Origin of the sequence: Thermoanaerobaculum aquaticum (assembly GCF_000687145.1) — a bacterium.
GTDB classification, from domain to species: domain Bacteria; phylum Acidobacteriota; class Thermoanaerobaculia; order Thermoanaerobaculales; family Thermoanaerobaculaceae; genus Thermoanaerobaculum; species Thermoanaerobaculum aquaticum.
Genome location: NZ_JMFG01000020.1, coordinates 19,744 through 32,194, shown reverse-complemented (window position 1 = coordinate 32,194; position 12,451 = coordinate 19,744). Strand labels below are relative to the sequence as shown.

Genomic DNA, 12,451 nt, shown 5'->3' with positions numbered 1-12,451 from the left:
TGGAGGTAGAAGCGAAAAGCGTGCCATCGGGACAGACATCACAACATGTTGATCAGCAGTAAGTTACCGATAGGTCAGGCGTTCAACGTCGGGGTGATAGTGTCCGTTTTTCAAACATACTTCAGGGGCCAGGAAAACAGTGAAGCGCTGGCGCCTCTTTGGAAGCTGAAGAATGAACGATTTTCGGACACAGGGAGGCGGAGGAGAGAGCGGAAACTCCTATTCCTCAGGGGTTCGCCACGATGTCCTGGTCAAAGAGGAACCCCTCCAGGAGCACAGGGCGTTCGCCGAGCTTCTGCTCCCCGCGCCAGGCCTGGAGGAGGTACGTGCCGGGTTCCAGCTGGTCGAACCGGAAGTAACCGAAAGCGTCGGTCTCCTGGGAGGCTACCTCGGTGCCCCTGGAAAGGAGAACCACCCGTGCCCCAGCAACGCCAACGCCGTCGGTGGTGCGCACCTGCCCGGCAAAACCGTACAGTTGCCGCAGGGGAAAATCCACCCGGGTGATGGTGCCAGCAGCGACTTCCACCACGAACCGGCGTTGCACGGGAACAAGCTCTAGGGGCAACCGCTCGGGATCCAGCTCCACCTCGTAGACCCCTGGCGGAACGTTCCCGACAAAGAAGCTCCCATCGGCGGAAGTCACAGTGCCACCGAAGCCAACGACCTGCACCCGGGCACCCGCAAGGCTCACAGCCGGCGCTTTTCCTCTTACTAACAAACGTCCCGCAACACCACCCAGCTCCCGGCGCAGGGTGGTTTGGTCTGCGGCCACCAGCCTGCCCATGGCGTAGCCAAAATCCGCGGTAAGAGCAAGGAAAAGTCGCGGCTTCGGTTTTTCTCCCCCCAGCACCCGGGAGGGAATGCCCATGTACTGGGCCCGAAACCAAAGCCCCGACCACACCGGCGCCGACGCCTCAGCGTATGCAGCTGAAAAGCCCCCGGAAGTCTGAATCCCCACGCGAAGCCTTGGCAGGCGAAAGCTCTCAGGTCGGTTCCCTACGGTCAATGTGAGGCGGTCACTGCCCTCCCCCCCTCGCTCCCAGGTGCCCCGTAGCTCCAGGGGCCAGGAGGTGGGCATATCCCAGCCCACATCGTAAAGCTGCGAGTGGAAGTAGCTTGCGGACAGCCGCAGGCGGGGGTGGGGTTGCGAGGTGGCGGTGATGACGTAATCCCCCCACTGGTCGGGAGCAATGCGCAAGAAAAGCGCGCTCCCCAGCGACACCACCGCCGTGGGGCGAACCCACTGAACGTGCTCGGGCTCAAAGTCCAGCTTCCGGCTCCACAGCCCCAACTCCAGCCAGGAAGCAGGGTTGTAGCGCAGCTCCAGGGAGTAATCCCGCCGCACGCTGCCAACAGGTTGCAGGCGAAACGCTTGCGGTTGTTCAAAGGCACGGGCCAGAACGGCCCACTCGTTCTTCTGAAGCGTGCCTTCCCAGTTCCAGGCCCATTGCCCATCGGCTTGAGCTAAGGTCAGCGCCGTGAAGGCTTCGGGAAAGGCCTGCCAAGCGAGCCCTGCACCCGCTTGCCAACGGTTACCCACGGTTTGCACCATGGCTTCCGCCGTGAGGTTTTCCCCCAGGCCCCAGCGGATGGCCGAATAGGCCGCACCCTTACGGAGGCTACTGTCGTCCCCTAGCAAGCTGCGACCCAGTTGCCCTCCCATACCCCCGCCCATGACCAGCTCCAGCGAACCTCGTGGCAAAAGCCACCACGAGGTGGGCGTGGCCAGCCGGCGCACCTCCAGGGGTGCTAAGAGGTTGTGCCGATCGTAAATTTCAATTTCCACCGGCACGCTGGTTCGCCCGCCGGTAACGGGAACATCCAAAAACTCAAAGCGACCGGAAAGGCCCACCTGCTGGGAAGCCACCACCACGCCGTTGATGCGCAACTTCACAAAAGATCCCGGGGGCGCAGTTCCGCGGAAGTTGCGCGTGGCCGAGGTGGAAAAGCCGGTAAGCGAGCTCCAAGCTCCCAGGCTCGGCAACGGCCGGTTGCTCCAACCCACCCCGGCACCCACCAGGTCAAAGCCGGCAAGCACCGGGGAAAGCTGCACGTAGTTGCGGCCGAAAAAAGCAAACCACCGAGGCTTGCGGGTCACCCAGAGGAGCTCCCGTAACCTCGCTTCTCCATCGTTCCCCCGCTCCCCCAAAATCCGCCATTCGCCGTTCAACGCCCTTCCGGTGGCCCACGCGTTGCCGGTGGAAGAAAACCCCCTCCCCTCGGAAATTCCGCTCACGTCCAGGTGAACCGTGCCCAGGCTCCAGGCTGGGGCGCGAATTTCCGGTACAAGAGGAGCGGCCATCCGAACGGCTGTGGGCAGGGACCACGGAACATCAAGCGATAACGTCACCGTGGCAGGCTCAAAGGCCACATCGGTGCCGAGCCTTGCCTTCAGCACCCCCTGGCAAACGTAAGGCTCACCCTCCACCTGGCGGATCTCATCCAGCGGGATGGTGGTTTCCCCCAAAGGGGTCTTGATCCGGTAGCCAAGGGCAATGGCCTCGACGGTGGCCCCGGTAAACTGTGCAAAATCCGCCAGCCGGAGGCACATCTCCTGTTCCCACCGCAGCACCTCGGTTGCTCCCACCTCCCGCCCGCCCACTGTCACCAGAACCACCAGGGAAGCCTGGGAGGGCAGCGCCTGATCCCAGTCCAAAGCCCCACCGTGCGCTCCACCTAACCCCAAAAGCAGCGCCACGGTTGTCCTGACAACCTGGCAAAAAGAAGCGATTTTTAACCCGCGTCTTGAAGATCCCCGCGATCTGCCACTAATGGGCCCCATCACGGGCATCTCCCGAGGGAAGTTCAGGCACGATGAAGGGAACGACTTCGGCAATAGGAAGTGAGTCCACCTGGCCCGAAAGGTCCAACCAGTACTCTCCGGCGGGAAGGCTTTCGGCCAAAGGGAAAACGATTTTCCTTCTGGTTCCCGGGAGCACCGGGATATCGGGCACCAGGCCGGCCGCCACCGCCCCTGCGGGGACCACCACCGGCGAGGAAGGCGATTCCTGTACCTTAACGGTCCCCGCTTTGCCCGGAAACTTCTCCTTCGGCCACACTACAAACTGTACAGCAGGACGGACATGAGCGTTGCCGGTGCTTTCCAAATCCAAAAGCGCCATGGGCTTTTGAAAATAACCTGCATCGGCACAGTGAAAAATGGCCTTTCGTTCCACCGGCGGAACCCACACGTACACCCCCACCCCAATTCGCGCCAGGTTGCGGGTGGCAAACTCCTTGGTGTCCGGGGGCTGTTCGTCCAAGAAAATCATGGCCCGGTGCTCGCCCACCTCCGGTTTAACCCGGGGACGAACCAAAATGCGCAACGTCTGAAACTTCCCCGGTTCCACCACAAACTCCAGCGGGGTAATGAGCAGCCATTGGTCCGCCGACTGAGGCGTAGGGGGGATTACCTCCACGCGGTTGTGCTCGTCAAGACGCCAGTGCGCCACGCTTACCTTGAGTCGAATTGGATTGGTATCGAGGTTAACAACCTTCACGGCTTCCGCCGCTTGAGTACCCGTCAGGGTAATGTCAAGTCGGGGTGGAGAAATGGCGATGGCCCCCGCCAGCGCACACCCGGGCACAAGCGGCAGTAGAAAAGCCGGCCCCCGCCCCATCGTTACCTCGGGGTGACGGTTACGGTAAGGCTCCCCTGGAACTCCCCCGCCTCCGCCCTGGCGGGGTCCAAAAACACCAGAAGGTCCCCCTCCCACACCGCGCCTTCAGGTGTTTCCTGCACCAAGCGAAGGGGTAGGAGGTTGACCTGAACCGGAATGGCCTGACCCTCCTTTCGCCCTGGCTGCAAGCCCTCAGCCTGAACCTCCACGCGCAGTGAGTCTACCGCCACCCCTGGGGGCAGGAAAAGGCGAAACGCCCCCGGCACCCGGCGACTCACCGGCCACAAGGGAGGGGCGCCGTGCCCCTCCCACGGCACCGCGGAAGAGCCAGCCAGCTCCACGGCAGAAAGAGGCTCAAGCACCAATTGCCGGGGAAGCTCCACCCGTACCGGTGCACCGGCAGCCAGGGCCAAAAGGGGGACAAGAGCGAGCACCATCGTAGAGTTTAGCAAAAAAGGGGGGCCTCTGCGGCCCCCCTTTTTCCCGTTCCACGTTCAGAAAAACGCCACCTGCGTTTGCACTACCCCGTCGCCGAAGGTGGCCGTGGCAGCAGGAGGAATGAGCGTAGCCCCAGAAAAGTCCAAATCGAACCGCACATCGCCCTTGTGAACCGTCCCTAGACCACCAGGAGTTGTTTGCTGAACTGTAGCAGCCCACGTCCCGCTGTCGTTGAGCTCGGTTTGCGCGTTGGCCATCAAAATGTTGCCGCCACCCGTGGTACCGTCGCCTTGAAGCGTGCCATCGGTAATAGACACAGTGACCTGGAACTGGTAGTTCGCGCGCACCTGGTAGAAGTTGTTGATGGTGGTGAGCACGTTTTGGTTAAACGGCGTCGCCGGCGTCGTAGCATCTCCTTCCAGGCTTCCCAAACCGGCGGTGAAGGTGTTGATCGTGGTGGTTCCAGTGTTCACGGGGTTAGCCCCTGCAAAAGCGGTAATGAGGTCACTGGCGCTGGGCGCGAGCGTGATGCTGGAGCGGTAGTAAAGAATGGCAATCCGCGGGAACTGGACGTATATGCTGGTGTTCCCCGTGGCCTGGGCAAAAAGACCGGGCGCCGTCAATAGCCCTAAAAGCACCGCCAATAGCACAACCCTCTTCATATCCCTCTCCTTTCTTGCACCGGAATTTTCCGGTACACTTTTATTGTATCGTCTCCCTTGGGCGGTTCGCCACCCAAGGCCTCCGCTTCTAGCCTTTTGCAAGTACGATGCCAATCGCTTTCACGACAGACATCATCATAATTTGAACGCTTTCAAGAGCTTACACTAGCCTTCGGTCACCGGCCCGGGTTTCGCACTACCACTTTTGTCACTCCGATGAAAGTGGAGAAACATTATTGATCTTGCGGCCGCCAGGACGCACCTAACAAGGAATTGCATCACTGCAGGGTCGCAGCGCGGAGGACCGTCCGAAAGCTCTCCACCGCTTCCGCTGCCTGGCACCAGCGCTGCCAGAGGGATTCTTGTTTGGTCTTGAGGGCTTGCAGGTTGGAGGCGAGGAAAGCCAAGCGCTGGGGGTCGGCGATCACCTCCGGGTGGGTGAGCTCCGCTTCCAGCTCACCAATGCTCTTTTCGATGGCCAAAAGCTCCCCTTCCACCTCGGCCAGCGCCTGCTCCATGCGCGTAAGCTCCCGCTGGAGCTGGCGTCTTTCCTCCTCCTGCGGGCTGCGGCGGCGGCCCGGGGCTGCTGGGGTCTTGGTCCTGGGTTTTTCCAGCCCCAGGGAGGCAAAGGCCTCGGACACCGAGTTCACCGGTTGTACCGATCCTTCAGCCACCAGCACCACGCCTGTGGCCACCGCTTCCACCAGGGCGCGGTCGTGGCTCACGAACACGACGGCACCGGGAAAATCCTTCAGCGCTTCTTCCAAGACTGCGCAGGTGGGCAAGTCCAGGTGGTTGGTGGGCTCGTCCAAGAGCAAGAGGTTGGGCGCCTGCGCCAAAAGCCCGGCCAGCTGCACCCGGGAGCGCTCGCCACCGGAGAGAACCTCAAGAGGCCTTTCCGCGGCTTCTCCGGAAAGCCCAAAGGCACCGGCCCAGTTTCGCACCTCCAGGGGCGACCAGTCCGGGCGCAGTGACTCCAGATAGCCCAAGACCGAGCCTCCCGAAGCCAACAGGTCCTGCTCCTGGTCGTAGTACCCGCACACCACTCCGGTACCCCAGCGAAGGGAACCGGCCAAAGGCGGCAGCACCCCAGCGAGGGTTTTCAAAAGCGTGCTTTTGCCGGAGCCGTTACGCCCCACCAGCGCCAGCCGCTCCCCCCGGCCGAGGGTCAGGTCCACCTGTTTGAGGACCGGATTTTGGTAGCCCACCACCAAACCCCGGGCTTCCACCACCCGGTCCCCGCTGCGGGCCACCGCCGGCCAGCGCAGCTTGATGGGTTGAGGGTCCGGAGGCGGCGGCGCCACCCGTTCCAGCTTTTCCAGGAGCTTGATGCGCGCTTGCGCTTGACGGGTGTTCTGGCCGGCAATGTTCCGGCGGATGAACTCCTCCTGCCGGGCAATTTCCGCCTGCTGCAGCTCAAAGGCTTTCTTCTGCTGCTCCCGGCGGGCTTGCCGTTCCTTTTGGTAACGGGCAAAGGGCCCGCGGTAGCGTTCCAGCATGCCTCCCGCCAGCTCAAGGATGTCGCCCCCTACCGCATCCATGAGCGCGCGGTCGTGGGTTACCACCAGCACCGCCTTTTTCCGTTCCCGCAAGGCTTCGGCCAGAAACTCGGTGCCCACCAGGTCCAAATGGTTGGAAGGCTCATCCAAAAGCAAAAGCTCCGCCGGGGAGAGGAGCGCCCGAGCTAAGGCCACCCGGGTCTTTTGTCCCCCCGAAAGCTGACCCAGAGGCAGGTGGTGCAGCTCCTGGGGAATGCCCAGACCTTGCAGGTAGGCTTGGGCTCGTGGTCGGGCCCGATCGGCTTCCATTTTGGCCAGCTCGTCTTCCACTTTCTGGTAAGCCGCAAGAGCCTGGGGATCGCTGAGCCTTTCCGCCAGGCTTTGCCGTTGGGCTTCTAGCTCCAGAAGCCCTGGAAACGCTTCCAGGACAAAGGTAAGAACCGGTGTGCCCGGTGGGGCGGAGAGGATCTGCTCCACCCGCGCAATGGCGAGCTCCTTGGCCTTAACGATGCTGCCGGCACTGGGCTCCAAATCGCCGGCGATGACCTTTAAAAGCGTGCTCTTCCCGCTGCCGTTGCGGCCCACCAAAACCAGCTTTTCCCCCGGGTTGTGCTGGAAAGAAAGGGGACCAAACACCCTGTGGCCACCGAACTCCACCACCACGTCTTGCAGCCGGTACAGCATGCCTTACGCCAGCTCGGCCAGCACCAGCGGGCCGGGAATCACCGGTTCCGGTCCCAGGGTGAAGGCCCGGCGCACCCTTTGCTCCAAACCCTCGCGGTCCAAGGGGCGGGAGGACCAGCCCACCACCGCCAGCGGCTGCCCGGCTTCCACGCGCTCCCCCACCCGCACCAGCACGCGCACGAACGCCGAAAGGTCCACCTCATCCCCGGGGTAACGGCGCCCGGCGCCGGCTTCCACCGCCACCCAACCCAACAGCTCCCCGTCCACCGCGGTGATAAAACCTTCGGCGGGGCTTGTCACCTCCAGCCGGTTCTTGCATTGCGGGAGAGCCGCCGGGTCGGGGTCGCCGCCGTGGGCCACCACCAGCTCCTCAAACTTGGCCCGTGCCCGGCCAGAAACCAGGGCCTGATCCAGCACCTGCAAGGCTTCCTCTGCGCCTTTACCGGAAAGCTCCAGAGCGTGCTGGGCGAGCTGCCGGGTTAAGGCCAAAAGGCGGGCATCCCCCCGGCCTTCCAGGCAAGCGATGGCTTCCCGCACTTCCTCGGCGCACCCCAGGACCGGGCCCAGAGGCTCGTCCATGGCGGAAATCACCGCCCTCACGGCCACCCCGGCCCCCTTGGCGACGCTCACCAGGGCTTCGGCCAGCTCCCGGGCCTCCGCAAGCGTTTTGCGGAAAGCCCCCTTGCCGCACTTGACGTCCAACACCAGCTTGCCGGCGCCCACCGCCAGCTTCTTGGACATGATCGAGGAAACGATCAAAGGCAGCGAGGGGACAGTGGCGGTCACGTCCCGCAGGGCGTAAAGCTTGCGGTCGGCCGGAGCAATGCTTTCCGATTGGCGAGCAAAGACCACGCCGCAACGCTCCAAACTGGCGAAAGCCTGCCCACGCTGGCCCGCCGGCACAAAACCCGGAATGGCCGCCAGCTTGTCCAGCGTTCCCTGGGTGTGACCGAGGCCGGCACCGGCCATCATGGCCACCGGCACCCCGCACGCCGCCACCCATGGGGCAAAGACCAAGGACACTGTGTCGCCCACGCCGCCGGTGGAGTGCTTGTCCACCGCATCGGGAAAGCTTTCCCGGAGGTGCCACTGCTCGCCCGAGGCGGCCATGGCCTGCACCAGCGCCTGGGTTTCGGCTGAGTTGGCCCCGCGGATGCAGATGGCCATGAGCATGGCCGCCAGCTGCACATCGCTGATGCTGCCGTCGGTGGCACCCTTCACGAAGCGGCCAATCTCTTCGGCCGAAAGTGCCAGCCCGTCCCGCTTTTTGGCAATAACCTCCGTGAAGTTCACGTTAGCTCAGAGAGGTCAGCTTGCGCTGGGCCTCCACCCGGTACGGGGAATCGGGGAAGTTTTCCACCAGCTTGCGCAGGATCTCCTGGGCTTGGCTTACCTTTCCCGCCCGCTCATAGGCCCCGGCCAGCTCAAACATGGCCATATCCTGCGGCAGGCGCTTGTCCTTCCCGGAAGCCATGACCTCCAGGTCCCGAATGGCCGCTTCCACCTGGCCGGAGGCCAACCGCAAGCGAATCAAATCCAGGGTGGCTGCCCGGACCGCGGGATCGGGCGAGCGGTGGGAAGCCACCGCCGCCAGCTCCCGCACAGCGCCCTCCAAATCCCCCTTTTCGGCAGCCAGGCGCGCCTGCAGCACCCGCGCCATGCGGGCCTGGGGGGTAAACCAAAAACGGCGAACCTTGGCCAAAGCCTTGGCGGCCGCTTCCTGGCGCTGGCTTTCTGAAGCAAACTTGACTTTGGCGTCGGCCGGCGCCGAAGCCCCCACCGGCGCTTCCAGAATTTGAATGGCCTCATCCAAAGCGCGGGTGGCGGCAACGGTGCGGCTTCCCAGGATCATGGTGAACACCCACCACAAAAGCCCCAACGCCAAAGCGCCACCAAGCCCCATGACCGCCTGGCGCCAGTTGGCGGTGAGCCAGTGGACCGCGCGGTCCATGAAGGTGATGAACTCGTCCTTTTTGATTTGCTTGCGTGTGAGTCGCCGTCCCACCTCAACCTCCCGTTACCGTTGCGCCAGAAGCTGCCGCAGCGCCGCCACCACCTGGGCGGCGTGTCCCTGCGCTTTTACGTTTTTCCAAACCCGCGCCACCTTCCCCTCCGGGTCAATGAGGCAAGTGGTGCGCAAGATGCCCAGCCGCTTTTTGCCCATGAAGCTTTTCTCGCCAAAGGCTCCGTAGGCTTGCGCCACCGTGTGATCGCTATCGGAGAGCAAGGGGAAGTTCAGCCCGTGCTTTTCCCGGAACTTCTGGTGGCGGGAAAGCGGATCGGCGCTGATCCCCACCACCACCGCACCCATGGCCGCAAGCTCGCCGCTTACGTCGCGAAACTCGCAAGCCTCGGTGGTGCACCCCGGGGTCATGTCCTTGGGGTAAAAGTAGACCACCACCCACCGCCCGCGGTGGGCGGCCAGGTGAAACTCCCCTCCTTCCGTGGAGGGCAACGAAAAGTCCGGTGCCGGAGAGCCTACAGCCAGCGTCACCTTACCTGTTCCCTCCCTTGGGCGGATAGGGGTACTTTTCGTTGTAAAGCTTGATAAGCGTGTCGGTAATGTCCGCGGAGTTGGCCACAAAAGCCACCTGGTCCGGCTGCAGGATAAAAACCGCGGTGAACTTTTGTTGGGTGGCGTAATCCTTGAGGAGCTGTTCGAGCTTTTGCCCCAAAGCCCGCAGCACCTCGTTTTGCTTTTCTTCAAGCTCCCGGGAGTACTGCCGCTGCTTGTCCTCAAACTCCCGTTTCTTGGCGGTAAGCCGCCGGTTCAGCTCGGAAAGCTGCTCCAGGGTTGCCGATTGCTGCTTGGAGGCCAGCTCCTGCTGGAGCGCTTGGATTTCCTGGTCCAGACGCTGAAGCTCCTGCTGCCTGGGAGTGGCCCAGTCCTGCAGCTCCTTGCGCTTGGCCTTGCCTTCTTCAATGGTTAAAAGCGCCCTCTGCACGTCCACGAAGCCAATTTTGGTAGGCGCCTCCTGGGCCAACACGCGCCCCGCCCCCAGGGCCAAAAGCAAAGCCGAAAAAAACAGGGGTTTTGCTCGCATCCTCAAGCCTCCGGACCGCTTCAAGCGGCGAGGGATTCTATCATGGCAGGCCCTTGGGCCGTAGAATAGGCGCTGGGGGAAGGCCCATGAATGCCATGGTTCTTCACGCTCCGGCGCCCGCAGAATCCCACCCGCTGCACCTGCAAGAGCTCTCCGATCTCCAACCTGGGCCAGGCGAAGTGGCGCTGGAGGTTTTGGCCTGTGGTGTTTGCCGCACCGACCTGCACACGGTGGAAGGCGACATCCCCCTGCCGTGTCTGCCGGTAGTGCCCGGGCACCAGGTGGTGGGGCGCGTGGTGGCGCTGGGACGCGGCGTGGACAGGGCGTTGCTGGGAGCCGTGGTGGGCGTGGGGTGGATGGGCGGGACCTGCGGGAGCTGCTCGTACTGCCAGAGCGGTCGGGAAAACCTGTGCCCCAACGCTCAGTTCACCGGGCTTCACCGCTGGGGCGGCTACGCTCAGCGCATGGTGGCCCGGGCCGACTTTACCTACCCCTTGCCCGCCCACCTGCCCCCGGAACAAGCGGCGCCCCTTTTGTGTGCAGGGGTCATTGGCTTTCGGGCGTTGCGTCTGGCCGGGGCTCTGGCTCCGGTAAAGGTGGGGTTTTTCGGGTTTGGGGCCTCCGCCCACGTGGCTTTGCCAGTGGCCCTCTCCTTTGGGGCGCAGGTGTTCGTCTTCACCCGCGCCCCGCACCACCGGCAGCACGCCTTGGAGCTGGGTGCGCGCTGGGCTGGGGCACCGGGTGATAGCCCCGGGACCAGCTTGGACTGCGCGGTGGTGTTTTCCCCCGCCGGCGAGCACGTGCCGCTGGCACTTGAGCATTTGGCCCCCGGAGGCACGGTGGCGTGCGCGGGGATCACCATGAGCGACATTCCTAGCTTTCCTTACCAGCTTTTGTACCGCGAACGGCGGATCACCTCGGTGGCCAACGCCACCCGCGAGGATGCTCACGATCTCTTGAAGTTGGCCGCCAAAATCGGCATCCGCACCAACGTGGAGCGCCTGCCGCTTTCGGAAGCCAACGAAGCCCTCCTGCGGGTGAAGCGTTCCCAGGTGCGGGGGGCTTTGGTCCTGGTGCCATGACAAGCTCCGACGAGCGCTGGCAACCCGGCTACCGCAGGCTTTTGGCCGAAGGCCTCTTTGCCAAGAGAGTGGAGGCGCTTTGGGCTTTAGCCTCCCCTTGCCAGCTCTGCCCCCGCCGCTGCGGCGTGGACCGCTTCACCCAGCTGGGAACCTGCGCCACCTCCAGCAAGCTGCACGTGGCTTCCTGGCACCCGCACTTTGGCGAAGAGCCACCCATTTCCGGCATCCGCGGCTCGGGAACGATCTTTCTCGCCAACTGCAACCTGCGTTGTGTCTTTTGCCAGAACTGGGACATCTCCCAGCGGCCCAAAGCGTTCTTGCACCAAACCATGGAGCCGGAAGAGCTGGCGGAGGTCATGCTGGAGCTGCAGGACGCCGGCTGTCACAACATCAACTGGGTTTCCCCCACACATCAGCTCTCACAGCTGGTGGAGGCGCTTTTCCTGGCGGCTCAGCGGGGGCTTTCCATCCCCATTGTGTACAACACCAACGGCTACGATTCGGTGGAGGCCCTCCGCTTGCTGGATGGCATTGTGGACATTTACATGCCGGACCTCAAGTACGCCGACGAAAAGGCGGGCGAACTTTGCTCCCGCGTCCCCAACTACCCCCAGGCCGCCCGCGCGGCCATTGCCGAAATGTACCGCCAGGTAGGGGACTCGTGGCTCACCGACGAGCGGGGAGTGTTACGGCGGGGGCTTTTGGTGCGCATTCTGGTTCTGCCCCACAACCTGGAGGGCGCCGAAGGGTCCCTGGCTTGGATCGCCCAAGAGCTCTCACCCCATGTGGCGGTGAGCCTCTTAAGCCAGTACCGCCCCTGCCACTGGGCCGCCCGCAGCCGCTACCCACAGCTTGCCCGCCGCATCACCGCCGACGAGTACCGAAACGCACTGGCCGCACTGGACCGCACCAACCGCTCGGAAAACACGTACGTGCAGCCGTTTTTTGGAAGCTAAAAGAAGCCTGGCAGTGGAGCTTACCTGGTCCTGGCCTCCTCCACCTGAAACCCCGCCGCTTCCCACTTGTCCTTACGTTCTTCGCCGGCTAAAAGCAAATCGTGCACCTGGGTAAACCCGCGGATTCCTTTGTAGTTCTTGGGTGGCTCCACCACCACCAGGTGAGAGGCTTGATTCGGGTTTACGAGCTCCCCCACCACAATGGCCACCGGCTCTTCCACCTCGCCCTTCTCCACCACCAGCCGGTGTGGCACGAAGGAGGTGTCGCTGAAGGTCCAAAGGTACTGATCGAAAATGGCCGCCCGGCCTTGATCCTGAAACCAAACCACCACCTTTTCACCGGCAAGGTAAAGCTTTTCCACCAGCCGGCAGGCATCCAGCGCCTTCTTGCTTCCCGAAAGACGGTGCAGCAACACCAAAGCTTTTCCTTCCACGGCGGGAATATAGCAAGAAAAAAGCGGGCACC

General features: G+C 63.2%; 12 protein-coding genes. 2 read left to right on the top strand and 10 right to left on the bottom strand.

The features are described from left to right. Window positions 1-226: 226 nt before the first annotated feature. From EG19_RS07485 to EG19_RS07440, 9 genes are all read right to left on the bottom strand, one after another. Window positions 227-2,698 carry a carboxypeptidase-like regulatory domain-containing protein gene (locus EG19_RS07485; protein WP_038049270.1) on the bottom strand — a complete coding sequence of 824 codons (2,472 nt, stop codon included), beginning with the start codon at window positions 2,696-2,698 and terminating at the stop codon, window positions 227-229. A gap of 70 nt (window positions 2,699-2,768) precedes the next feature. Continuing rightward, on the bottom strand, window positions 2,769-3,587 hold the full coding sequence (locus tag EG19_RS07480; RefSeq protein WP_161685481.1) for a fimbrial biogenesis chaperone: 819 nt from the start codon (window positions 3,585-3,587) through the stop codon (window positions 2,769-2,771). Between the two features lie 35 nt (window positions 3,588-3,622). Next, on the bottom strand, window positions 3,623-4,057 hold the full coding sequence (locus EG19_RS07475) for a hypothetical protein (RefSeq protein ID WP_053335062.1): 435 nt from the start codon (window positions 4,055-4,057) through the stop codon (window positions 3,623-3,625). Between the two features lie 57 nt (window positions 4,058-4,114). Then, entirely contained in the window at window positions 4,115-4,720 is a 606-nt protein-coding gene (locus tag EG19_RS12650; RefSeq protein WP_053335061.1) for a hypothetical protein, read from the bottom strand. 278 nt (window positions 4,721-4,998) lie between these two features. After that, window positions 4,999-6,903, bottom strand: a complete 1,905-nt coding sequence (locus tag EG19_RS07460; RefSeq protein WP_038049259.1) for an ABC-F family ATP-binding cassette domain-containing protein — start codon at window positions 6,901-6,903, stop codon at window positions 4,999-5,001. Between the two features lie 3 nt (window positions 6,904-6,906). After that, the gene (locus tag EG19_RS07455) at window positions 6,907-8,196 is read right to left on the bottom strand and encodes a thymidine phosphorylase (protein ID WP_038049257.1); all 1,290 of its coding nucleotides are present in this window, start codon (window positions 8,194-8,196) and stop codon (window positions 6,907-6,909) included. A 1-nt stretch (window position 8,197) separates the two neighbouring features. Beyond that, the gene (locus tag EG19_RS07450; RefSeq protein ID WP_038049254.1) at window positions 8,198-8,908 is read right to left on the bottom strand and encodes a tetratricopeptide repeat protein; all 711 of its coding nucleotides are present in this window, start codon (window positions 8,906-8,908) and stop codon (window positions 8,198-8,200) included. Window positions 8,909-8,920: 12 nt separating this feature from the next. Then, on the bottom strand, window positions 8,921-9,391 hold the full coding sequence (gene bcp, locus EG19_RS07445; RefSeq protein WP_038049588.1) for a thioredoxin-dependent thiol peroxidase: 471 nt from the start codon (window positions 9,389-9,391) through the stop codon (window positions 8,921-8,923). A 7-nt stretch (window positions 9,392-9,398) separates the two neighbouring features. Continuing rightward, complete coding sequence (locus EG19_RS07440) at window positions 9,399-9,947, bottom strand: OmpH family outer membrane protein (protein WP_038049252.1); 549 nt, start codon at window positions 9,945-9,947, stop codon at window positions 9,399-9,401. 86 nt (window positions 9,948-10,033) lie between these two features. On the opposite strand from EG19_RS07440, the gene EG19_RS07435 reads away from it, so the two are divergent. Further along, complete coding sequence (locus EG19_RS07435) at window positions 10,034-11,029, top strand: zinc-dependent alcohol dehydrogenase family protein (protein WP_038049249.1); 996 nt, start codon at window positions 10,034-10,036, stop codon at window positions 11,027-11,029. Further along, on the top strand, window positions 11,026-11,985 hold the full coding sequence (locus tag EG19_RS07430; RefSeq protein WP_053335060.1) for a radical SAM protein: 960 nt from the start codon (window positions 11,026-11,028) through the stop codon (window positions 11,983-11,985). Before EG19_RS07435 ends, EG19_RS07430 begins: the two co-directional genes overlap by 4 nt. Before the next feature lie 20 nt (window positions 11,986-12,005). Here the strand turns inward: EG19_RS07430 and EG19_RS12645 are convergent, their stop codons facing one another. Next, window positions 12,006-12,419, bottom strand: a complete 414-nt coding sequence (locus tag EG19_RS12645) for a DNA polymerase III subunit chi (protein ID WP_161685478.1) — start codon at window positions 12,417-12,419, stop codon at window positions 12,006-12,008. Between the last annotated feature and the right edge of the window lie 32 nt (window positions 12,420-12,451).

Excerpts from the sequence above, each read along its gene's own strand:
- EG19_RS07440 (WP_038049252.1), bottom strand. The coding sequence starts at position 9,947 with ATGCGAGCAAAACCCCTGTTTTTTTCGGCTTTGCTTTTGGCCCTGGGG.
- EG19_RS12650 (WP_053335061.1), bottom strand. The coding sequence starts at position 4,720 with ATGAAGAGGGTTGTGCTATTGGCGGTGCTTTTAGGGCTATTGACGGCG.
- EG19_RS07460 (WP_038049259.1), bottom strand. The coding sequence starts at position 6,903 with ATGCTGTACCGGCTGCAAGACGTGGTGGTGGAGTTCGGTGGCCACAGG.
- EG19_RS07435 (WP_038049249.1), top strand. The coding sequence starts at position 10,034 with ATGAATGCCATGGTTCTTCACGCTCCGGCGCCCGCAGAATCCCACCCG.
- EG19_RS07475 (WP_053335062.1), bottom strand. The coding sequence starts at position 4,057 with ATGGTGCTCGCTCTTGTCCCCCTTTTGGCCCTGGCTGCCGGTGCACCG.
- EG19_RS07430 (WP_053335060.1), top strand. The coding sequence starts at position 11,026 with ATGACAAGCTCCGACGAGCGCTGGCAACCCGGCTACCGCAGGCTTTTG.